Consider the following 21,132-nt stretch of genomic DNA (forward strand, 5'->3'; position numbering starts at 1 on the left):
TCGGGTGGTCGTTTATTGAATTCGGGTGGTCGTTTATTGAATTCGGGTGGTCGTTTATTGAATTCAAGCAGTGGTTAGGGTGGGGTAAAACCCAGATTATTGAACAACGTAGAGACTTGTGTGTACACCGTAGCCCCGCAAGCGGGGAGGGGTTGGGGTGGGGTGCAATGACTGTGGGAATCATAACTATTTATCCGCACATGATATAATTCGTAATTCGTATGTGTTCAATAAGTGAATTTAGCTAAACTATAAAAATCAAATTTACTCAACATCTCCAAAAATGTGAATACCGCAGGTACTTGCAGGGCATTAGATAAAATTGCAGTTGCAATTACTCTTTCGAGCGGTGCTGGTAAACTGTATACCTTCACCTTTGGGGGAATGGGTACAGCTGCTAAACGAGGCATAATAGCTGCTCTCAGTCCTTGATTCACCATGCTAACGACTGTAGAATCTTCTTGAATATCGGTAGCAGTATTGATTGGAATTGCGAAAGTCTTCAGGTGGTTGTGAAGAATGCGTCCACAGGGTGTACAAGGAAGCAAAACCGGCGGATAGGCTGCGATGTCTTCCCAAGTAATTTTCAGACTGCTAATTTTGGTATCTGGTGGTAGTAAAGCTACATACTCATCCCGAAAAATTTCCCAGGTTTCAAATTCTTCACCAGTTGGCAGACAGGTAATACCAATATCAGCACGTCCATCATGCAAACACTGCTCTACATCTGTGAAAGCAGCACACTCTATGATTGTGACAGCAATCTCTGGGAATTGATCGTGAAATTGAGCGATCGCTTTTGGTAATAGATGAGTAGCGACGCTCCGAAAAGCCGCAATTCGCACATGACCACCGTGTAAACCTTTATGCAAGTTTGCTTCGTGTTGCATCATCTCTAGATGCTGCATTGCTTGACGCGCATGATACAAAATGCGCTCTCCAGCAGGTGTCAGCACAGCACCGTGACGACCTCTGGTAAATAATGGCACACCCAGTTCTTCTTCTAGGGTGGCAATGGCATGACTAATTGCAGGTTGGGAAAGCTGCAATTCTAAGGCTGCCTCACTAAAGTTACCACAATCTGCTACTGCAACTATGGCTCGGAGTTGGGAGAGTTTCATCGGCAATTGATGAGAACAAGGGTATACACATCCTGACTTTATTGTGGCAAAAAGGTTGTATTAGTGATTTTTCATATCTATAAATCCCATTTATAGAACCTATGCAAGCCATGATTTGATTCCTAACTGAGATGTTGTTACTGTTTTATTTACCGAGCAACTTTCAGGAAGAATTCTATGAACAATGACATTAGGTGTCTATCAACAGAAGATATAGAAATAAATTGTAGTCCGTCATTCCAGAAAAAATTCAACTTAAACTTCTGGAAATCTCTATATATGATTTGGGAGAATTTTGTCAAAAAACTCCTAGCAAATCCTAATGAATTACAAGTTTGGCAAAAGGTTGACCGCCACGGTAATATCTATTGGCAAGCTTACGACCCGGCAACCGGAAAATCTTTTTATTCAGGTTCCGAAACTGATGTGTGTATGTGGATTGAACAGCTTTATCGGTATTAAAAATATGACACAAATTACTTTGGTAATCGGCAACAAAAATTATTCATCTTGGTCACTTCGTCCTTGGTTAGCGATGAAGCAATTCAGTTTGGAATTCAATGAGATTCGGATTCCTCTCTATAACAACCCAGATTGTTCATTGAAAATTCGGCAATATTCGTCATCAGGAAAAGTACCTGTGTTATTGCACGATACGCAAACGGTGTGGGATTCTCTCGCTATTTGTGAATATTTAGCAGAAACATTTCCAAATCTGCAATGGTGGCCAGAGGATAAGCCTGCAAGAGCATTAGCCCGTTCTATCAGTGCGGAAATGCACTCAGGATTTCAAAACTTGCGTCAGAATATGCCAATGAACTGCCGTACTAAATATCCTGGTAAAGGTTTAGAATCAGGCGTACAACAAGATATTGACCGCATTACCAGTATCTGGCAAGAATCACGTCAAAAGTTTGGGGCTGGTGGCAATTTTTTGTTTGGCAATTTCACAATCGCTGATGCGTTTTTTGCTCCAGTTGTCCTGCGGTTTATCGCCTATGATGTGCAGTTAGATACTGTTTCTAGAGATTATGTGGAGTCAGTTTTGGCACTTCCAGCAATGCAAGAGTGGATAAATGCAGCAAAAAATGAGACAGAAATTATTCCCCAATATGAGTTTTAGAGAATTAGCAAATAGCGAGAAGATGAAGGTTAGAAATATTTTAATTCGAGATGCAAATCAAAGAGATATTACTGCAATTATGGAATTGATTTATTTGAAAGCTGAATTTGATGGTTGTCCTGAATCTGTAGAAGCAAATCCTCAAAAGCTAGAAATTGATTTATTTGGAGAAAAGCCCCTTGCTTTTGTTCTTTTGGCTGAAGTTGATGGGGATACTATTGGATTGGCAACCTATCACTTTATTTATTCAACTTTTTTAGCAAAACCTGGAATTTGGCTTGATGATTTATATGTCAAAGCTGAATATCGAAGCCACCGAGTTGGTCAAGCACTCATGCTACGCTTGCGCCAGATTGGCAAAGAAAAAGGTTGTGGCAGAATCGATTGGACTGTAACTGTGTCTAACGAGCGTGGAATCAATTTTTATGAAAGAATAGGTGCAAAGATTATGAATAAAGTAAAATTATGTCGCTTAGATGGTCAGATATTATAGTAGTGCTTTTCTTACAAATTATTTAGGATTGCGATCGCTCTCTTAAGCCACTCTGGTAAACTGTAAGGTCTATCAAGAAAAATCACCCGATTCATCCCGACACTGTTCAATAGCTTTAAAAGCTGTAGTGCTTATGGAGCATAGCTTATAGCTTTACAAACGTGCTATTATTCTTTAACGACTGTTTAATGGCGTTAAGCTAGAATAAATCCATTTTAATATTAGTAATGCCTAATATTCAAGAACACGTAAACACTCTAATTACGAAATTTGTTCCCGGTTATAGATTTTTTCGTTTACAAGAACTCACAATTGATAAAAATAATTCACTGCAAACAGAAATTAGTAGTAACTCAATTAAAGTTCTCAGTTGGAATATTGCTAAACAAAACTATAATAACGCCTGGGTAGAAGATTTTTCAAAAATAATTGCAACTTATCAACCAAACCTCATCTTTCTACAAGAATTTTCTTTAAAGTTAGAGGCAGAAGAATGGGCCAAATGGTTAAAAATGAATTGGAACTTTGCTCCTAATTTTGTAGATATTCATCATCAAACTTATTCAGGAATTTTTACAGCCTCGACAATCAGCCCAATTACCAAAAAAGTAATAACTACTAAACATCATGAACCAATTGTTAAAACTCCTAAAATTTCTTTAATCACTGAGTACGTGCTTTCTGAGCAAAGCATAACTCTCATGACAATCAATACTCATCTGATCAATTTTGTAGATATAAATAAATTTAAAATACAACTAAATGAATTAGAGCAAGTCTTATCTACACATCGGGGGCCACTAATATTGTCAGGAGATTTCAATACTTGGAGTCGAAAAAGAGCAGTTATCCTCAATCAAGTAACAACTCAATTAGGATTAACGCCTGTAATTTTCGCACCTGATGAGAAGGAGAAAATTAAACGCTTCCTGTTATCACCCCCTTTAGATCATATTTTTTATCGAGATATTAGTGCGAAAAAAGCCAGTGCTAAAGTGCTAGACCAAATTTGTTCATCCGATCATAAGCCATTGCTGGCAGAATTTACTTATACTAATACTCAAAAAAATTAATATGCTTGTAGATGCTGGTGTTCTAGCTATTTTTAGCACAGCTACAGTTGTTGTTCATTTCGTGGGAGTTGCACATGCAGCCCATGCAGTGATGAATGTGCGTTCTTCTCAAGGGGCAATTGCCTGGAGCATATCTCTAATTACCTTTCCCTGGCTAGCTATTCCGTTGTATTGGATTTTAGGAAGAACTAAATTTCATGGATATGCTGAAACATTGCGCTCAGTCTATGCACAACACTACCAGCTTATTCAGCCGATTTATAGTGAACTGATTAAATTTCAGGTTGCACCACCAGATAATCTAGCGCAGTTGCAACCATTAGCGGAGGCTTTTACAGAAATTTCTTTCACATCAGGGAATGCTGCTGAATTACTGATTGATGGTCAGCAAACCTATGAAGCGATGCTAAAAAAGATTGCATCGGCGAGAAATTATATTTTGTTTCAATTTTATACTGTTAACGATGACCAAGCAGGTAATGAGTTTAAAGAAGCGTTGATTGGGAAAGCCAAGCAAGGAATAAGCATCTACTTTCTCTACGATGAAATTGGTTCAAAAAAATTATCTCGCCCTTATATCCAGTCTCTACAACAGCATGGAATTGCAGTAAGTGCATTTAACACCACCCAAGGTCAGGGTAATCGGTTTCAATATAATTTTCGCAATCATCGGAAAATTTTGGTGGTGGATGGAGAAATAGCATTTATCGGTGGACTGAATATTGGTGATGAATATTTAGGAAAAAATCCTCGCTTGAGTCCCTGGCGCGACACCCATATCATGCTTGAAGGGCCAAGTGTACAAAGCCTACAAAACTCCTTTCTGCGAGATTGGTATTGGGCAACTCGAAAACTTCTTGAAGTTAACTGGCAGGTAAAAATTAATCGGGAAACTAATCAAACTGTATTCATACTTCCTACAGGCCCCGCAGATTCGCTACCAGCTTGTAAGCTTTTTTTCGTCGAACTAATTAATCAAGCTCAAACTCACCTCTGGATTGCTAGTCCATACTTTGTGCCGGATGAGGCAACATTGTCAGCCTTAAAACTGGCAGCAATGCGAGGTGTTGATGTGCGAATTCTCTTACCAAATCGACCCGATCACTTATTTGTTTATTTATGTTCCTTCTCTTACTACACCGAAATGGAAAGAATCGGTATCAAGTTGTATCGTTACAAAAATGGATTTATGCACCAAAAAATTATAGTCATTGATGAGAATTTAGCAGGGGTAGGAACTGTTAATTTAGATAATCGCTCTTTTTCCCTAAATTTTGAAGTTATGGGTTTTGTTACTGAGCCTGGGTTTGTCCAAAGTGTGAAAAAGATGTTAGAGGATGATTTAGCTGTCTGTGTTGCTGTCGATCTTAATGAGTACGATAAAAAACCTTTTTGGTTCAAGTTAGCTGTAAGAGTCTCTCGATTGCTGACTCCTTTACTTTAATCGCTAATAATTGCCCCTACATCTAAATATATAGATGAATAGAATAATCCATCAGGCAAAGTTACGGTAATTTACTCAGTGGTGTTGCTAAACCGTCAATGCTGACAAGATTTTTCCGCTGTTGATATTCTCGAACTCCCTCTTCGCCTTTTTTACTAGCCCAGTTTACTAGAGTCTGGCGCTGACCTTGATATTCATAGAGTGGTACGCCAAAACCACAGGAAGTCTGGATTTTTTCAATGTCAGCGACGATAATTTGACGAGTTCCAGGTATCGGCAAAAACAGAGAATACAACGAGTCCCACTCTGGAGAACTCGGTAAAATCGTGGTTCCTTGACCGTAAAGACGCAAGATACACGCAGGTTCTTGAAAGGCACAAAACATGAAGGTTATCCGCCCATTTTCTTGCAAATGGGCGGATGTTTCGTTACCACTACCTGTGAGGTCTACATAACCTACTCGGTTGGGAGAGAGGATGCGAAAACAGTCCTGACCTTTAGGAGACATGTTAACATGACCCGTAGGACTCAAAGGTGCAGAGCCAACAAAAAAAAGGTGTTGGGCAGCAATAAAGTTTTGCAGTTCCTCAGTAATACAGTCAAAGAATTTAGACATAGACTGTCTGATTTATATTTGCAAATTTATCATATTCTCAGCCTATGTCTTAGCTAAAAATCTAGCAAGGTAGAATTGCTGATGTCTGGTTTATTGGAAGGTAGTTAGGAGGGGGGAAAGTGTTATTGTCTCATGTATCGACTAGCCATTTGGATAGCATCAGCGATATCGACATCACCATCACCATCAGCATCCAAGAAGGAATTTAGTACAGGATTTCCACCAGCTTGGGGATTTTGAGCATTGGCGCCTGATTGCAAAAACTTTAGCACTAAAGGTACTGCCAAAGGCAGCAATTGTTGAACAATACCAGCATCCAAACCAGTGCGTTGGGCAGCAACTTCAGCTACTTGCTGTTGTATCTGAGGAGAAAACAACGAATTGACGGCTTGAGGGTTGGGAGAAGTACCAGCATATTGACTAACTAAATTTTGTGTGGCTTCATTACCATCTGTGGCTTGTTTATCTTGTAAAGCAGAACGCACTTGACCACCCACAATTGACAAAACTGATTGGATGGTAGAAGGGTCTGCGCCTGTGCGATCGCTCAACTGCTGTACAGTATTAACAATGCTTCCTATTTGACCTAAACTCCCCTGTTGATTGGGATTAGCGACTGCACCAAGAATTTGATCGAAAAGTCCCATAAGTTTGTTTCTCTGTTTGTTCTCAAAAACTTGCCAAAACTGGCTTGAAGTTTTTTGTGTACGCGGACTTTTGTAAGTCTACTAAAAGATTAAAACACGCTAGTACCGCAAGGCGGAAGTCAAAAATCAAAAGTCAAAAGTCAAAAGTTTTATCGAATAAGCTCTAAGAGGTTGTTTGAAAAGTATTTCACTGTGATTTTAGGCACTTTTCGTTCGTAAAAAATAAATCGCCGTCTGTAGAAGAATATTTATCTATCTTTCAGACAGCGATCGCAAAACGCTCAACTTATTTACCTGATATTTGCTCTACGCTAATCCCCCTACTTTCTCTAATAAGCCTTGAAACAACCTCAAGCCATCACTACCCCCTAGCATTGCGTCTGATGCCCTTTCTGGGTGCGGCATCATTCCCAACACATTGCCCCGACGATCGCAAATCCCAGCAATATTGTTCAGTGAACCGTTGGGATTCTCCCCTTCATAGCGAAATATGACTTGCCCGTTATCTTCAATTTCTGCGAGAGTGGCTGCATCAGCGTAGAATCGCCCCTCTCCGTGGGCAATGGGCAAAGTGATAACTTCACCAGTTGTATAAGCTTGCGTCCATAGATTAGTACGTTCAATTTTCAAGGGGACGCGATCGCAAATAAAATGCAAATCCCGATTTCTGGTCAACACCCCTGGCAAAAGTCCAGCTTCAGTTAATACCTGAAACCCGTTGCAAATACCGAGGACAAACTTACCCTTTTGGGCGTGTTCCACAACCTGCTGCATCACGGGTGAAAAACGCGCGATCGCACCACAGCGCAGATAATCCCCGTAACTAAAGCCACCAGGAATAATAATGACATCCAAATCAGCAATATCTGTTTCTTGATGCCAAACCATGCGAGTTGGTTGTCCCAGTAAATCTCTGGTTACATAAGCAACATCGCGATCACAATTAGAACCGGGAAAAACAACAACACCGAATTTCATGATTAGTTAGGGGAGTGGGGAGCAGGGGAGCAGGGGAGCAGGGGGAGCAGGGGAGGTAGGGGGAGAAAGAATAACTAATGCCCAATGCCCAATGCCTAATGCCCCATGCCCCATGCTTTATACCCAATCCTTAAAATACCCCAGTTTGAGTTTCGACCTCAATTAATTCAAAGCGGTAATTTTCAATTACGGGATTTGATAGCATTTGGTCACAAATGTTATCAAGGTCTTGACGGGCTTTCTTCTCTTCAGTTGAGGTGATGGTGAGTTCAATGTACTTGCCAATCCGCACCTGGTCAACGTTATCGTATCCCAGTTGCTTAAGACCGGATTGTACAGCCACACCAGCGGGGTCTAAAACTGAAGGACGAAGTGTCACGAAAATTTTGGCTAGATACTTGGTTTGCACGGGCTTTTGCTGAATGCTGCGATCGCTATACTATAACTTTCTGTTCCAACTGAGTGAAAATAAGATTACGAAGCGGTTAAAGTTAATCGATCGATTAGCTCATCTAACAGCTTCAAACTACAGTGGCATACTTAAATAATTGTCTATGAGAGCCATACGCACCCGCAGTCAAGAGCGTATTTTCAACCTCCTGAAAAATATCAAAAAAGGCATTTCCGCCCAAGATATTTACGTAGAACTACGTAATACAAATCAGAGCATGGGTTTAGCAACAGTTTACCGTTCTCTAGAAGCTTTAAAACTAGAAGGCATGGTACAAGTGCGAAATTTGGCTAACGGCGAAGCCCTCTATAGCCTAGCACAACAAGATAAACACCACCTTACTTGCTTGCAATGTGGTGTCTCAATTCCGATTAATCAATGCCCAGTTCATGACTTAGAAGACCAGTTAGAATCCCACCATAAGTTTAAAGTTTTTTATCACACCCTAGAGTTTTTTGGGTTGTGCAATCAATGCCAGGGAAATCAAGCTACTGGGATTAGTCAATAACAATTAATTACTAAAAGGAATATCGGATGATTAAATTGATAACAAAACGGCTTTGTACTGCACTATCTACTTTTCCTACTGCTGCTCATGTAGTACATTTAGGATTACCTCTGATAGTTTTAACAATTTTCTTATTATTTATCGGGTTTAAGTCAGATTTTCTCCAGGTACATATCTTACAAAAATCTTGGAAGGAAATTGTAAAACTTGTTGCATTCTCTTTTTTTATTCCCGGATTAAGTGAGGAAATAGTTTTTCGTGTTCTATTTTTGCCTCATCCTATCGAAAAGCCTTCAATCAAGACACAGATTATTTGGGGGACAATTGCTTTGACAGCCTTTATCATATATCACCCACTTCAGGGAATAACTTGGAATCCTAGTGGTCGTGAAGTTTTTATGGAGCCTATCTTTCTAATCCTGGCAGCTTTGTTAGGAGCTATATGTACGATCGCTTACTTAGCATCTGGCTCTATTTGGCTTTCGGTTATCATTCACTGGCTAGCTGTTGTCATTTGGATAATTTTATTAGGAGGATTTGCTAAGTTTAATTACTATAGCTTGTCATAATACTATATGTTGGCTTCAACATACTTTTAACTTACTACTCTGAGCAGCTTTGTATTGAGCATACTATTCTAGAGACAATCAAATACTACAGTACCTTAGCACTATCAAAGCTTTGAGTTTCGGGCGTTGAATTCCACAACAAGCAATTTTTTAGATATCACTAAAGAATATAGAAAACTGCTTAATCCAATTACAATAATGTAAACAGTAAATTTTATTTGATCTTCACGCCTAACTACAGGAGTTATGGAGTGTTGAGAATTAGCGTTGAAGAAGCAGCTATGAATTTAAAATCTCTCTTAAAACGAGTAGCTAGGGGAGAAAAAGTGATTTTGCTAGAGCAAGATAAAGCTGTAGCTTGTTTACTTCCTCCGCTACAAAAAGAAGAACGATTAGCAAGTATGAAACAATTTCGTGATTTTCTTGCGATTAAGGGTGAGTCATTGAGTACAACTATCATAAATGCACGTACAGAGGAACGTTGTTGATTTATTTAGACACAAACGTTATCGCTCCTTTGTATTGGAGATAAGCTTTAAGCGATGCAGTTGAACAATTACTACTCAATGAAACTGAAATAGGTTTGAGTCAGTTGGTTGAGGTTGAACTCGTTTCTGCCTTATCGCGTCGAGTCAGAATGCAAGAAATATCTCAGCAAGATGCAATAGCCATTGTAGAAAGGTTCCAAGCAGATTTGGATAGTGGATTTTATACTCAAATTGCGGTGGAAAAAGATGTCAGTGACGAGCCGAATCCCCAATGCTGACTGACTTTATAGCGATCGCAACCGCAAAACACTCTGTTATTTTTCAAAACCATTAAATCTGGTCGAAACCTATGCCAGATAACCTTTTTGTGGTTGCGATCGCTCTGCTTGTGAGAAATCCGGGGATCGCCTACTTCTCGATTCTTGACTTCAATTCCCAAAACTACTGCTATATCTACTTTCTATCCTTTCAATCTTTTGTTAAGAAAAATGTGACTAATGTATAGCAATGATTTATTGATTACTTTCATTAACTTTACGGCAGTCAGTGTCACTGCTGACTGCTTTTCTCTAGCCCTTTAGTCCAAAGTCCAGTGCAACTGTAATGCCTAATGAATCAGCTCAAATAGCACTAGAACTGATGATTAAGCACGATTACAGTCAATCTTCTCACGATCGCACTCCTTTTCTCAGCCACCAAACCACAAAACCAACAATGATTCCAACTATCAGACTGGAACTGAAAGGGTAGTCACAAAAATAAGGAATTTTAGGAAAAATATCTTTCATACTTTCTTTACCACAAAAATCTTTTGCGGGTGATTGTAGTAGAGATGTTGTTGCTATTACTGAACCAGCAACAGCTACTAATTCTTGAAAATTGCGATCGCGTTCAGATTTTTCGACTTCTATACGACTGCGAGTAGTGTTAATTGTATCTTCTAAAAGTTGCAAACCAAGTTGCATATTCTCAATATCTTTGGTAATTTGTGGTAAATATTTTTTGTTGGCTATGACGCTAAATTTTTCTAAAAAATCTAACTGATTATTTTGACCTGCTTTTTCTTTAATCAAAGCTAAACGAAGTTGATAATTAGATAAATTAATTTCAATAATTTGTTTTTGAAAAGAGAGGTTTAGTAAGTCGATTGTATATTGCTGGAGAATGTTATCAATATTATTTAAAATCTTACGAGAAATGGTAATATTTTGCTTTTCTTGCCGAGAATTACTTTGATTGGTAATTTTTCTATTTTCTTCAATCTGTTTATAATGATTGAGCAGAGATTCTTTGACTAAACGACTTTGCCAATAAGCCCAACAAATCTTATTTCGATAACAAAATAAACCCATCCAATCTTTATAAAATTCCGCAGCTTGTTCTGCACTCTCTCGATGAGGATAAATAGCAATAATCACATGATGTTCGTGACTATTTAGAGCATTGGTTGCTTTCTCTACGCTGTAATTTATATTTTCTGAACGCCATATTTCAAAAACTTTACCGTCTAAAAAAGTACCTTTTTCTGGTTGCCAATAAGTATCTTTAAATAAAGCATAATAGCAATCTTTGGCAATATCTTCAGGATTTTGAGACGAGTTTTCTGATAGCCAACCAGAAAGCAACCAGGTTTTTCCAATTGTTACCAGTTCTTTATTTAGTTTTTGTTCGATCTCAGTTTTTAAGATTGTAAAAGATTTAGCTGGTTGAGTGTGGATTTGATTATTAATAGAACAATCAAGTTGTAAGCCATAAGTGTCATTTAATCTAACAGTATAATAGTATCCTTCTAAAGTTTTATTCTGGCAAATAAAGTTAATTTGAGTAGGATGGGTAATCTCTAAATACTCTGTTTCAATGTCAGGATCGTGGAATTGAGTATCAGAGGGTAATTGATCTAAAAAAGCTACTTTGTTTTTTTTGGTTTCTGCATCAGTTGTATTTAAAGAAGTTTTTAAAGCATATAAAAATAAATCGACTGTAGGATAGATTAAATCGCTCATCACAAGGTTAAAACTAATTTGATTGATTGGATTGAGATAAAAATTGTTTCCATTTTCCTAAAAATGTGGCTTGTTTAACTGTTTCTTCTGGTTTTTCAGAACTACCAACAATGACTACAACATTATTGAGTTGGCTTTCGTAGCCTGTAGCTTCATATTTTGGTTTAAAGCCTCTAGTCATTGGAGCCTTGTCAAGAGCATTGAGCCTACTAATTTCTGCTTCATTAGGAAGTAAATCATCAGGAATTTCTTCTACATTATCTAATTGAGATTTATAAAATTGATAAGATTGATTTAAGTCAGGATTTGGGGTAATTATTCCTAATAAAAGTCCTTTAATATAGTCTTTCCAAGCTTTGGGTTGGGTGTCTAATTGCTTGGCAACTTCTTTTAAATTCTGTTTCTCTTGTTCTCCAAGGGCGGTTTTTAAGTCTTGAAACGCTAAGAGAAAAGCGATAATAGTATTGTCAGCCTTTGTGTTCATAGGTTTTTATACCAAACTCACTACGACTAGTATAAACATAATTTAAGTGAGATAATTACAGCAGATATTTTGATGTTCAGTTTTGATTTTTTATGTCTAAAAAGAATAAATGATTAAGTTAAGTGTTATTTATTATACTTTAATAACACGTAATTCAATGTAGTTTATTGCAGGTTATTCTAATGATTTTCCGTACAAACTAAAGAATCCTGTGGACAGATTTTGCCTACAGTTTAACAAAAAGTTCTAATGGTTAGTCAGGTAATAAAAATGGCATCGGAATGGGCGGCTATTGTTATTGGAATTAATTATTACCCAGAGTACACCACCCTAAAGCCGCTAACAGCAGCAGCAGAGGATGCTGAGAAAATTGCCCAACAATTAGAACAATACGGTTATAGACCTTTTCGCGCTCAGTGTTTACCTAGAACTTTAAACCAGAAGGGAGAAAGTAAAATCGATCGCCAAGGGGCGGTAAAGGTGCAAGAATTACGAGAGGCGATCGCTAATCTTTTCAATCCTCCTCCTCCTAACCCCATCCCAGAAACAGCGTTATTCTTCTTTTCAGGACATGGGTGGTGCAAAACTGTAGCGGGTAAAGAAGAAGTATTTCTAGCTACCAGTGATGCTTTACCTGAAGCAGAAATCTATGGTATACCCTTAAGTTGGTTGGGAGAGCAGTTGCAAAGAAGTCAGGCTAAACGAGTTGTGGTTTGGCTAGATTGCTGCTATAGCGGTGAATTGTTAAAATTTATTCCCACACATAAAGACTACTGTTTAATTACTGCAACCCGTTCCTACGAAACTGGAGTCGAAATTCCCCACACGCAGGGGTTGTTGACGCAGGCGTTACTTGCAGGATTGAACCCGGAAAATGACCCAGATGGGATCATCAATAGCCACAAATTGGCAGATTTCATTATCAGCCGAATGCCGAATACAGTCCAGCGTCCGTTAATTGCCAATTCGCCACGAGCAATTCTGCTGACTACTAAGTTTTCTCAAAAAAGCTTTCAAGATAAGTGTCCTTATCGTTCCCTGTCGTATTTTAGCGAGACAAAGGAAGATGCTGAGGTTTTTTATGGGCGGAGTGCGCTGACTGGGCAGTTGATTAAACAGGTAAGAGATAAGCATCGGCTAATTGCTGTCTTAGGAGCTTCCGGTAGTGGAAAATCATCTATGTTACGGGCTGGGTTACTCTACCAGCTTAAGTTAGGACAAGAGATTCCAGAAAGCGATCGCTGGACTTATATTACTCCGTTTACGCCTAAAGAAACTCCTGTTAACAGTTTACAGGAGGCTTTTGTACTCTCCTTGCCTAATCTTTCGTTCACCCCCCTTAATCCCTCGTTGTCAAGCCCCGGTGGATACACAAGTGAAATTACCCCCCTTAATCCCACGCCACTTGCTACAACGGAGGGAACCTCCGCAACGCAGTGGCTCCCCTTTCCAAGGGGGGAAACCGGAAAATCTAACTCCCTGCCCTTTACAAGGGGAGGGTTGGGGAGGGGTGATTTTGCCGATGTCATCGGCGAGGAGTTAAAAGCATTAAACACACCAGTCATTTTGATTATCGACCAGTTTGAAGAATGCTTTACAATGTGCGATGACAGCCAGCGCCAAGAATTCTTTGACTGTTTGCAAGAATTAATTGACTCTACAGATAACCTCTATATTTTCATTGGGATGCGATCAGATTTTCGGGCGAGATGGCGAGAATATCCCAAATTTGCAGGTAGAATCAATAAACCTTACATCAATGTCGAACATTTAACCCGTGAGGAAATTGAAGAAGCAATTACTAAACCGGCTGATTGGGTAGGATTAGGCATAGAGGGAAGGTTAAAACAGCAACTAATTAATGATGTTGAGGATTACCCCGGAAGTTTGCCCTTGCTGCAATATACCCTAACAGAATTGTGGCGTGAGTCGAGAAATCAAGGCGATGAGGTTCTCAGTCTGAAAACTTATGAGGATTTAGGCGGGGTTGAAGGAACGCTACAAAAACGTGCCGATGCAGTTTACAAAAGTCTTTCAGCAACAGAACAAACTGTGGCGCGGCGGATTTTTCTAGAATTGACGCAAATGGGAGAAACCACAGATGTACGGCGGCGCGTGCGTTTACGCGAGTTGGTTAATTCCCATCATTCCTTGGAACTTTTGCAACAGGTGAGTGAGAAGTTAGCCAATAAAGATGCACGATTAATTACAAAGACGGATGAGCCGGACTCCCAGGATGTAATTTTAGATGCTGTCCACGAAGCGTTAATCCGCCATTGGCAAATGTTGCGGGATTGGAAAGAGCAATATAAGTTAGGCATAGCCATTGAGCGACAGATTGAAGTAGAAGCCCAAGAATGGAAGAGAAATGAGAAAAAACCGGGGTTTCTTCGAAAAGATGACAGATTAGCAGTAGCCGAGGCGTATTTAGCTAAATTTGGTGATTGGCAGATGCTGAATGGGGTAGCCGAGGAGTACATTCACGAGAGTCAACAATTGCGTGATCGCCTTGAGCGAGAAGAAAAAGAACGGCAACAGGAAAAACTGGATGCAGCACGGCGGCAAAATCAAGTTGTTATTTTGCTTAGTATTGGGTTCGCTGGAGCAGCTATCTTTGCGGTTTATCAATGGTACAATACCCAAAATAAAGCCAGAGAAACAGTAAGACTAAGTGCCATTGCTCTAGCGCAAACTTCTGAAACTTCCCTACTGTCCAACAGGCAACTTGAGGCTGTGGTTGCAGCTCTACAGTCAGGTAGACAAATTAAAAATGTCAATTTAGAACAAGCGGCTAACCAACAAGCTGTAGTGGCGCTCAAGCGAGCAATTTACAATTTGCCAGAACGAAATGCCTGGGAAGAGCATAGCGAAGGGTTCATTAGCGTAGCATTTAGCCCCGATGGTCTTACCATCGCTTCTGCTAGTAGAGACAATAGCGTCAAACTTTGGGATGCGGTTACAGGCAAACCCATCACCACCCTTAACGGCCATAGCGCTGCGGTCTATAGCGTAGCATTTAGCCCCGATGGCAAGACCATCGCTTCTGCTAGTGGGGACAAGAGCGTCAAACTCTGGGATGCGACTACAGGTAAATCCATCACGACTCTTAACGGCCATAGCGCTGCGGTCTATAGCGTAGCATTTAGCCCCGATGGCAAGACCATCGCTTCTGCTAGTGGGGACAAGAGCGTCAAACTCTGGGATGCGACTACAGGTAAATCCATCACGACTCTTAACGGCCATAGCGCTGCGGTCTATAGCGTAGCATTTAGCCCCAATGGCAAGACCATCGCTTCTGCTAGTGGGGACAAGAGCGTCAAACTCTGGGATGCGACTACAGGTAAATCCATCACGACTCTTAACGGCCATAGCGCTGCGGTCTATAGCGTAGCATTTAGCCCCAATGGCAAGACCATCGCTTCTGCTAGTGGGGACAAGAGCGTCAAACTCTGGGATGCGACTACAGGTAAATCCATCACGACTCTTAACGGCCATAGCGCTGCGGTCTATAGCGTAGCATTTAGCCCCGATGGCAAGACCATCGCTTCTGCTAGTGGGGACAAGAGCGTCAAACTCTGGGATGCGACTACAGGTAAATCCATCACGACTCTTAACGGCCATAGCGCTGCGGTCTATAGCGTAGCATTTAGCCCCAATGGCAAGACCATCGCTTCTGCTAGTGGGGACAATAGCGTCAAACTCTGGGCGTACCTAAATAACCTAGATGATTTAATTATCTCTAGTTGCAATAGGCTACGTGATTATTTACAATCAAATCCCAATGTGAGCGATCGCACTCTCTGCGATGGCATTCCTACCAAAAGCAATTAGCTTTGCAGCCAGAAATCAATTACTGCTAATGCGATGCCTGCGACAGGCGTAGCCATCGCACTTTTGGGATTTCGGGGGATCGCTTGCAAAAATCAAACAATGCACTTGTTAAAACAGGCGATCGCTTCCTAATATCAATTTGCATAGTCTGTAGTAGCACCTTGTCGTCGATAACTTCCCAACAACCAAACAGGAATGCGTGTTCCGGCAATACAAGCATCAGTACCCATTACACCAGGGGTTTTGGTAATTCCATGATTGTTGATATTAATACCTTGGGTTAAGATGCGAATTGCTTCAACTTTTTGGGCTGGTGTTAGGGATAGTAACTGTGTTTCTAACTCTTGGGCTGTCATTGGAAACTATCTAAGATTAACTATATTTTAACGGGGTTTGAAAATTTACTATACAAGCGCGACCCCAAATAGCCCGTCGTAGACATCGCACAACCAAACCCTGACACTACAAAAGTGCGTAGGCGTGCCCGTCGTAAACATCGCGCGAGCTTACCATCAGGTATTTCTTGATGAGTTTCAACCACTGAGGGAGTTTTTTTTAAAATCCTCTACCACACCCTTGTTTTGCTTTATACTACAAGGACGTGGTGTTTTTAACTTCGCTTTTAGCTTGTAACATTTCAGTTTAAAATATTCTGATTTGATAAACTACAATTATGGCAAATATAGTTATTGAGGGATGGCGATTTCTTCCCCATTCCTACTCTATTGTTAATCAATTCCAGTGTCTAGAACTACTAAAGCGACCTAGTGTCCATATTTTTCATGAAGATGTACCTTTTGCAAACAAAAATTGGCAATTCATCAATGGAATGTTTGATGAAAAAGCTGAAATAGCACTGCAAAACATTTCAAAGCCTTATTTTATCCAGCCAATTGATGCAGTATTACGTATAACTTCTCCATATAACCTTGAAGCCTCTTCTGCACTAAGAACGTGTGTGTTTGGCACTGCAGAAGTTGGTGGAGTCACTTCTAATATGTTATCAAGTAATATCTCCCTTAGAGAAGCTCATAGTGGCTCAGATAGCGTTATTGTCACACCTTCTAATTGGTCACGCTTAGGATTTATTCATAGTGGTGCTGATCCATCGCGTGTAGTTGTAGTTCCACATGGTGTTGATCCAAATATATATAAACCTTTAAGTGACGAGGAGCGGAGTGAATTGCGTTCAGCACTGGGTTGGGAAGGTTTTATTTTTTTGAATATCGGTGCAATGACTGCGAACAAAGGAATTGGTTTTTTATTGAAGGCTTTTGCTTCAGTAATTGATAAATATCCTGAAGCAAAATTAGTTTTAAAAGGCTTAGACTCTTTATATCCCTCTAAAGAGCTTTTTATTAAGAATGTTGAATTTTTAAAAGATTTTGATATGGAAAAGATTCTGCATCGGTTGATATATATTGGAGAAACGATGCCCTTTTCTAAAGTTGCACAGTTGTATCAAGCTGCAGATGCCTATGTATCGCCTTATTGGGCAGAAGGTTTTAATCTGCCAGTTTTGGAAGCAATCGCTTGTGGTTTACCTGTGATCTGTACAAAAGGTGGAGCGACAGATGATTTTACGACACCAAATTTTGCTCTTTATATAACCAGCAAGCTTCAAAAAGTAAAGCTAGATGAATATAACACTGGATCAGTTCTAGTTCCGGAATTAGAACATTTAATTGAACTTATGACAACAGTGATTGAACATCAGAATTTTATAGCTCAGGCTCGGACTAATGGACCAAAGTTTGTAGCTACAAAATTTACTTGGCAGCTAGTGATAGACCAACTGCTTGATGTGCTTGTACCATCAGTATAATTCCTATCGGTTAAAAGAGAATTATACAGCAGAAGTCAGAAGTAAAAAGGGCTTTCTATTTGGCTTTTAGACTTTACTCTTTGTACTTTACTTAATTGCTTGGACAATCTTTATTGTCTGTTTAAAAACCTTCCAAATACCTTTGCCACATCTGCTCGTAAGCCTTCTGGATTTGGTGAGTAAACTGCTTAGCGTTCCACAGTGGTGCTGATTGCCTTGAATGTCGTAGTTTCCAAGAAATTTGCTGTCTTAAAGTGGCGTCCTTACCTAAACGTATACCCCACTCGACATACTCTTCATCTGTCCAAGCAATACCTTCTGTTATACCAGTATTCATCATCATGGTGTAGCTATTCCGAGCCGCAAATTGCTGCCCAACTCTAGTTACTATAGGAATACCCATCCAAAGTGTTTCTAGCGTCGTCGTCGCGCCATTATAAGGATAAGTATCTAATACAACATCAGCAATCATTAAATTTGCTCTATGGAAAGCTTCAGTAGGATCTGAGGGCAAAAATCGCAGGCGATCGCTAGCCACTCCCTCTTCTTGGGCCAACTGCAGAAAAAATTTCTGCACAGATTCTATTTTTGCGAACCCTTTAATTAAGAAATAACTATTGGGAACCGACTTGATAATTTTCATTTGCAGTCGTGCTGTATCAGGGTGACGCTTAAATCCTCTTTGAGCACTAAGATATACTACGGCATCATCAGGAATATTTAGATTGTCGCGTCGTAGAGTCGGCACACCCACCTCAAAACCATCTACTGCAATATAGGTTTGGGGCAATCTCCAGATTTTTTCTACGTAGTACTCCTCAGCAGATTCTGGCAAAACATAAGGATCGGCAATAAAATAATCAACTGCTGGTAGTCCGGAAGCATCCCAACCCAACCATGTTACTTGAACAGGTGCGGGCTTTAGTGCCATGATTTCACAACAAACATCTATGGTAATGCTATCAAGGTCGATAAGAATATCAATTTCATCCTGGTAAATTTGTTCAGCGATTTCTTTGCCGTCAATTCCACCATTGTAGGCTTTCGTGACATGCTGGGTGTACCATTTTTGTAGCGGATCTGCTTGTTTAGAATTAATGAAATAGGCATAAATTTGAAAGCGAGCGCGATCATGATATTGAAAAAGCCATCGTGCTAGCCACCCCACCGAATGTATGCAAAGGGAATGGGATAAGTATCCAATTTTAACTAGCTTTGTCCTACCTGCTGATGTCCGCTGTCTATATCGCTGAAATTGTTCGCTAGCATAATTCTGGACATTAAGCTGACACAGTTGAGCTATTTGATTCTGAGTTTGTCTATTTTTGTGAGGATCATCCCGCAAGTAAGGTGCAAAATAGTTTGAATTAAACATCCGGAGAACAGTGGATGCTTCCATATCTCTGGGTTGTTCTTTGATCAAATACGTGAGTAGAGACTCCTGCTGCTGCAAAACTGCATAAGCTTCCTGCCAATCGTCAGGAGCATCCATCAATCCCCGATGCACCAGATGTAGTGCAGTTAATTGCTCGGGTAATTTATCTGATAAGGAATAGCACATCTTAGCTGTCTCTATTCCTTGAAAATATTCACCAGCATTTAAATAAAAACTAGCTAAATGGCGTAAAACTTCTAAATTTTTCGACTCCAGACGTAAACCTAACTCCAGCAGGCGTGCGGCAATTTTTGGTTGCCTTTCTGAATGGGCGATTCTAATTGTAGCTGGAATCAATATGTTAAAAAAAGATTGAGGTTCGTGAATATAAGCAAGACTTGCTTCTACAAATTCTAGAACTGCATGCTGAAAAGTAGCGTAGTTGAGAATACTCTCTAACACCCGCAACAACAACTGAATATTTACAGTCGAGTCTGACTTAATTAAGTCAATCACACCAAAAGTTGTTAATTTATCGCTCGTAAACGTTTTCAGTTTTACAGCTAGTTCAATTAAATAAAGCAGATTGCTCAGATCAGCAGGAGCCATTTTCTGCATAGACTGGCGAATGATCCAAGCCACGGCATATTCTGCAAGCATCTCCCTGCGTTCAGCTTCTCTTTGCAGAACCTGCATGAGTTCAAATATCCACTGTTCAACCTGTTGTGGCTCACTCTCAGTCATGCCCAACTTCCAAGTTGTCTGCGCTTGTACTTCTTGCCGTTGTAATAGCAGTATTAATCCTAAATTCCAGTAATGTGACTTTACTTCCGGTTCTGCTTCCACACCTTGCTTATAGTAGCTAGCAGCTTGACTGTAGTCACCTTGAATGAAATACTGCTGAGCTTTTTGCTCTAACAAGGTGAGATCAGGTTCCATAGAAGTCATAGTCTGATAATTTTGCAGTTTTTCCCTACGTTCCAAGCCAATGTTTCTCGAATAAGCCCACAGGCTTACAGCCTGTGGGCTAAATGAACAAAGCTCCACTTAGGAGACTAAGAAGTTGGAGGCTACTGCTGCTGAGTAAATATCGAAGTTCCAGGAAAACTGAGATTTACTACGTTAGTAGTTGGGCCACCGTCAAAAATTGCGCCTGCTCCGACCTGAAATAAATAAGTATTCAAATCAAAATTAACAGTAGTACCAGCATTATCAGCACCTCCAATCACTGAGAGTAACTCTTCGTCGGAAAGTTCTCTGAGTAGTTCTTCGTTTGTCGTGTCCTTCATTTTTACACCTCGTTGTTTTACTTTTTTAGTAGAAAATACTACCTTGATGTTTGTTATTAAAAACACTACTAAAGCAAACGCATATTGTCAACGCCCTTCGGGCAGGGTATAAGGGGGTAAAGGTGCAGGGGTGTAGGGGAACCCCATCAATAAATTGAGGGGCTTGAAATAAGGACGCCGTATTTCTCATACTACGTATCTCGAAATACTTTTCTTTTCTTTCCAAAATTAAAATAAGGGGCTTGTATCTTTGTTCCAGGGTAGGGGTATACCACAAAAAAAATTTCTCTTCCCCTTATACCATTTCACGAAAAGTATGATACATAGAATTCCTGGGGTATCAATTAATAACGAACAAAAATGTGTAGGGTTCTCAAGCTGGATATAAAATGAACAGGCGTCTGAACTTCAAATGCTGTTGAAGCAACAAAAAACAGCTTCAGGGAAAGAAAGAATCTAAGTATTATATCTACTCTCATTTAGACTAGTTCCAGTCAGTTTTAGACCTCGCAAACTCACGCTTGTAAAATCCGCACCCTTAATTACTGTGTCACTAAAATCTCTCCCTTCTAATACACCCTTATCAACCTTCACTGCCAACGTTGCCGCATTCCTACCAAAATAACCCACCTCATCTTCGCTTTTACCCCGTGTCGCTTCAATAATATTAATCAGAGACTGATGATTACCTAACATTGGCAAAAGCAAATCCATCACTGCTTTTGTGAGCTAAAGTAATTTAATTACAGTCTCATGGCGCTGAATTTTTTCCTTTATTAAAGGATTAACGATCGCAATAATCGCGTTGATGACC

General features: G+C 39.9%; 24 protein-coding genes. 13 read left to right on the forward strand and 11 right to left on the reverse strand.

Translation table 11 applies throughout. The annotated features are described in order from the left end of the window. A partial coding sequence (locus HWQ58_RS19390; protein ID WP_292866059.1) for a hypothetical protein occupies window positions 1–209 on the forward strand: 209 nt, incomplete at its 5' end. A gap of 18 nt (window positions 210–227) precedes the next feature. Here HWQ58_RS19390 and HWQ58_RS19395 read toward each other — a convergent pair. Continuing rightward, the gene (locus tag HWQ58_RS19395; protein ID WP_292866062.1) at window positions 228–1,121 is read right to left on the reverse strand and encodes a LysR family transcriptional regulator; all 894 of its coding nucleotides are present in this window, start codon (window positions 1,119–1,121) and stop codon (window positions 228–230) included. Window positions 1,122–1,298: 177 nt separating this feature from the next. On the opposite strand from HWQ58_RS19395, the gene HWQ58_RS19400 reads away from it, so the two are divergent. From HWQ58_RS19400 to cls, 5 genes are all read left to right on the forward strand, one after another. Next, window positions 1,299–1,583 carry a hypothetical protein gene (locus HWQ58_RS19400; protein WP_292866065.1) on the forward strand — a complete coding sequence of 95 codons (285 nt, stop codon included), beginning with the start codon at window positions 1,299–1,301 and terminating at the stop codon, window positions 1,581–1,583. Window positions 1,584–1,587: 4 nt separating this feature from the next. Next, window positions 1,588–2,244 (forward strand): glutathione S-transferase family protein, encoded by a 657-nt coding sequence (locus HWQ58_RS19405; protein WP_292866068.1) that lies wholly within the window; start codon window positions 1,588–1,590, stop codon window positions 2,242–2,244. After that, window positions 2,198–2,737, forward strand: a complete 540-nt coding sequence (locus HWQ58_RS19410; RefSeq protein WP_292866071.1) for a GNAT family N-acetyltransferase — start codon at window positions 2,198–2,200, stop codon at window positions 2,735–2,737. Before HWQ58_RS19405 ends, HWQ58_RS19410 begins: the two co-directional genes overlap by 47 nt. A gap of 227 nt (window positions 2,738–2,964) precedes the next feature. Beyond that, on the forward strand, window positions 2,965–3,810 hold the full coding sequence (locus tag HWQ58_RS19415) for an endonuclease/exonuclease/phosphatase family protein (protein ID WP_292866074.1): 846 nt from the start codon (window positions 2,965–2,967) through the stop codon (window positions 3,808–3,810). Window position 3,811: 1 nt separating this feature from the next. Then, window positions 3,812–5,254: a cardiolipin synthase gene (cls, locus tag HWQ58_RS19420; protein WP_292866077.1), complete on the forward strand. Its 1,443-nt coding sequence runs from the start codon at window positions 3,812–3,814 to the stop codon at window positions 5,252–5,254. 61 nt (window positions 5,255–5,315) lie between these two features. Here cls and HWQ58_RS19425 read toward each other — a convergent pair whose 3' ends face one another. The 4 genes from HWQ58_RS19425 to purS all read right to left on the reverse strand — a co-directional run bounded on the left by HWQ58_RS19425 (window position 5,316) and on the right by purS (window position 7,904). Next, window positions 5,316–5,870, reverse strand: coding sequence for a pyridoxamine 5'-phosphate oxidase family protein (locus tag HWQ58_RS19425; protein WP_292866080.1), 555 nt, complete (start codon window positions 5,868–5,870; stop codon window positions 5,316–5,318). 122 nt (window positions 5,871–5,992) lie between these two features. Further along, window positions 5,993–6,517: a DUF937 domain-containing protein gene (locus HWQ58_RS19430; RefSeq protein ID WP_292866082.1), complete on the reverse strand. Its 525-nt coding sequence runs from the start codon at window positions 6,515–6,517 to the stop codon at window positions 5,993–5,995. A gap of 306 nt (window positions 6,518–6,823) precedes the next feature. Then, a complete protein-coding gene (gene purQ, locus HWQ58_RS19435; protein ID WP_292866085.1) occupies window positions 6,824–7,495 on the reverse strand; it encodes a phosphoribosylformylglycinamidine synthase subunit PurQ in 672 nt (223 codons plus the stop codon). 130 nt (window positions 7,496–7,625) lie between these two features. Further along, complete coding sequence (purS, locus tag HWQ58_RS19440; RefSeq protein WP_104908105.1) at window positions 7,626–7,904, reverse strand: phosphoribosylformylglycinamidine synthase subunit PurS; 279 nt, start codon at window positions 7,902–7,904, stop codon at window positions 7,626–7,628. A 145-nt stretch (window positions 7,905–8,049) separates the two neighbouring features. Between purS and HWQ58_RS19445 the strand changes: the two genes are divergently transcribed. The 5 genes from HWQ58_RS19445 to HWQ58_RS19465 all read left to right on the forward strand — a co-directional run bounded on the left by HWQ58_RS19445 (window position 8,050) and on the right by HWQ58_RS19465 (window position 10,016). After that, window positions 8,050–8,454 (forward strand): Fur family transcriptional regulator, encoded by a 405-nt coding sequence (locus HWQ58_RS19445; RefSeq protein ID WP_292866088.1) that lies wholly within the window; start codon window positions 8,050–8,052, stop codon window positions 8,452–8,454. 26 nt (window positions 8,455–8,480) lie between these two features. Next, window positions 8,481–9,023 (forward strand): CPBP family glutamic-type intramembrane protease, encoded by a 543-nt coding sequence (locus HWQ58_RS19450; protein WP_292866090.1) that lies wholly within the window; start codon window positions 8,481–8,483, stop codon window positions 9,021–9,023. A 251-nt stretch (window positions 9,024–9,274) separates the two neighbouring features. Then, on the forward strand, window positions 9,275–9,511 hold the full coding sequence (locus HWQ58_RS19455; RefSeq protein ID WP_292866093.1) for a hypothetical protein: 237 nt from the start codon (window positions 9,275–9,277) through the stop codon (window positions 9,509–9,511). 104 nt (window positions 9,512–9,615) lie between these two features. Next, the gene (locus HWQ58_RS19460; protein ID WP_292866096.1) at window positions 9,616–9,789 is read left to right on the forward strand and encodes a hypothetical protein; all 174 of its coding nucleotides are present in this window, start codon (window positions 9,616–9,618) and stop codon (window positions 9,787–9,789) included. A gap of 71 nt (window positions 9,790–9,860) precedes the next feature. After that, window positions 9,861–10,016: a hypothetical protein gene (locus tag HWQ58_RS19465; protein ID WP_292866099.1), complete on the forward strand. Its 156-nt coding sequence runs from the start codon at window positions 9,861–9,863 to the stop codon at window positions 10,014–10,016. Between the two features lie 163 nt (window positions 10,017–10,179). Here the strand turns inward: HWQ58_RS19465 and HWQ58_RS19470 are convergent, their stop codons facing one another. Beyond that, complete coding sequence (locus tag HWQ58_RS19470; RefSeq protein ID WP_292866102.1) at window positions 10,180–11,514, reverse strand: hypothetical protein; 1,335 nt, start codon at window positions 11,512–11,514, stop codon at window positions 10,180–10,182. 13 nt (window positions 11,515–11,527) lie between these two features. After that, window positions 11,528–11,998 carry a hypothetical protein gene (locus tag HWQ58_RS19475; RefSeq protein WP_292866105.1) on the reverse strand — a complete coding sequence of 157 codons (471 nt, stop codon included), beginning with the start codon at window positions 11,996–11,998 and terminating at the stop codon, window positions 11,528–11,530. A gap of 270 nt (window positions 11,999–12,268) precedes the next feature. Here HWQ58_RS19475 and HWQ58_RS19480 point away from each other — a divergent pair, with 270 nt between their 5' ends. Next, window positions 12,269–15,829, forward strand: coding sequence for a caspase family protein (locus tag HWQ58_RS19480; protein ID WP_292866108.1), 3,561 nt, complete (start codon window positions 12,269–12,271; stop codon window positions 15,827–15,829). Between the two features lie 134 nt (window positions 15,830–15,963). Here the strand turns inward: HWQ58_RS19480 and HWQ58_RS19485 are convergent, their stop codons facing one another. Further along, window positions 15,964–16,185 carry a DUF433 domain-containing protein gene (locus HWQ58_RS19485; protein WP_292866111.1) on the reverse strand — a complete coding sequence of 74 codons (222 nt, stop codon included), beginning with the start codon at window positions 16,183–16,185 and terminating at the stop codon, window positions 15,964–15,966. A gap of 317 nt (window positions 16,186–16,502) precedes the next feature. On the opposite strand from HWQ58_RS19485, the gene HWQ58_RS19490 reads away from it, so the two are divergent. Then, entirely contained in the window at window positions 16,503–17,654 is a 1,152-nt protein-coding gene (locus HWQ58_RS19490) for a glycosyltransferase (protein ID WP_292866114.1), read from the forward strand. Between the two features lie 121 nt (window positions 17,655–17,775). Here the strand turns inward: HWQ58_RS19490 and HWQ58_RS19495 are convergent, their stop codons facing one another. The 3 genes from HWQ58_RS19495 to HWQ58_RS19505 all read right to left on the reverse strand — a co-directional run bounded on the left by HWQ58_RS19495 (window position 17,776) and on the right by HWQ58_RS19505 (window position 21,035). Further along, window positions 17,776–19,968 (reverse strand): O-linked N-acetylglucosamine transferase, SPINDLY family protein, encoded by a 2,193-nt coding sequence (locus HWQ58_RS19495; RefSeq protein ID WP_292866117.1) that lies wholly within the window; start codon window positions 19,966–19,968, stop codon window positions 17,776–17,778. A 131-nt stretch (window positions 19,969–20,099) separates the two neighbouring features. Continuing rightward, window positions 20,100–20,318 (reverse strand): hypothetical protein, encoded by a 219-nt coding sequence (locus HWQ58_RS19500; protein ID WP_292866120.1) that lies wholly within the window; start codon window positions 20,316–20,318, stop codon window positions 20,100–20,102. Window positions 20,319–20,774: 456 nt separating this feature from the next. Further along, on the reverse strand, window positions 20,775–21,035 hold the full coding sequence (locus tag HWQ58_RS19505) for a hypothetical protein (RefSeq protein WP_366838257.1): 261 nt from the start codon (window positions 21,033–21,035) through the stop codon (window positions 20,775–20,777). Between the last annotated feature and the right edge of the window lie 97 nt (window positions 21,036–21,132).

The sequence above is a fragment of the Nostoc sp. LPT genome, from assembly GCF_017115165.1.
Lineage (GTDB): Bacteria > Cyanobacteriota > Cyanobacteriia > Cyanobacteriales > Nostocaceae > Nostoc.

Coding starts and splice junctions, on each gene's coding strand:
- HWQ58_RS19480 (WP_292866108.1), top strand. CDS start 12,269: ATGGCATCGGAATGGGCGGCTATTGTTATTGGAATTAATTATTACCCA.
- HWQ58_RS19465 (WP_292866099.1), top strand. CDS start 9,861: ATGCCAGATAACCTTTTTGTGGTTGCGATCGCTCTGCTTGTGAGAAAT.
- HWQ58_RS19405 (WP_292866068.1), top strand. CDS start 1,588: ATGACACAAATTACTTTGGTAATCGGCAACAAAAATTATTCATCTTGG.
- HWQ58_RS19400 (WP_292866065.1), top strand. CDS start 1,299: ATGAACAATGACATTAGGTGTCTATCAACAGAAGATATAGAAATAAAT.
- HWQ58_RS19395 (WP_292866062.1), bottom strand. CDS start 1,121: ATGAAACTCTCCCAACTCCGAGCCATAGTTGCAGTAGCAGATTGTGGT.
- HWQ58_RS19425 (WP_292866080.1), bottom strand. CDS start 5,870: ATGTCTAAATTCTTTGACTGTATTACTGAGGAACTGCAAAACTTTATT.
- HWQ58_RS19450 (WP_292866090.1), top strand. CDS start 8,481: ATGATTAAATTGATAACAAAACGGCTTTGTACTGCACTATCTACTTTT.
- HWQ58_RS19490 (WP_292866114.1), top strand. CDS start 16,503: ATGGCAAATATAGTTATTGAGGGATGGCGATTTCTTCCCCATTCCTAC.
- HWQ58_RS19485 (WP_292866111.1), bottom strand. CDS start 16,185: ATGACAGCCCAAGAGTTAGAAACACAGTTACTATCCCTAACACCAGCC.
- HWQ58_RS19475 (WP_292866105.1), bottom strand. CDS start 11,998: ATGAACACAAAGGCTGACAATACTATTATCGCTTTTCTCTTAGCGTTT.
- HWQ58_RS19430 (WP_292866082.1), bottom strand. CDS start 6,517: ATGGGACTTTTCGATCAAATTCTTGGTGCAGTCGCTAATCCCAATCAA.
- HWQ58_RS19445 (WP_292866088.1), top strand. CDS start 8,050: ATGAGAGCCATACGCACCCGCAGTCAAGAGCGTATTTTCAACCTCCTG.
- HWQ58_RS19410 (WP_292866071.1), top strand. CDS start 2,198: ATGCAGCAAAAAATGAGACAGAAATTATTCCCCAATATGAGTTTTAGA.
- HWQ58_RS19470 (WP_292866102.1), bottom strand. CDS start 11,514: ATGAGCGATTTAATCTATCCTACAGTCGATTTATTTTTATATGCTTTA.
- cls (WP_292866077.1), top strand. CDS start 3,812: ATGCTTGTAGATGCTGGTGTTCTAGCTATTTTTAGCACAGCTACAGTT.
- HWQ58_RS19415 (WP_292866074.1), top strand. CDS start 2,965: ATGCCTAATATTCAAGAACACGTAAACACTCTAATTACGAAATTTGTT.
- HWQ58_RS19495 (WP_292866117.1), bottom strand. CDS start 19,968: ATGGAACCTGATCTCACCTTGTTAGAGCAAAAAGCTCAGCAGTATTTC.
- HWQ58_RS19500 (WP_292866120.1), bottom strand. CDS start 20,318: ATGAAGGACACGACAAACGAAGAACTACTCAGAGAACTTTCCGACGAA.
- purQ (WP_292866085.1), bottom strand. CDS start 7,495: ATGAAATTCGGTGTTGTTGTTTTTCCCGGTTCTAATTGTGATCGCGAT.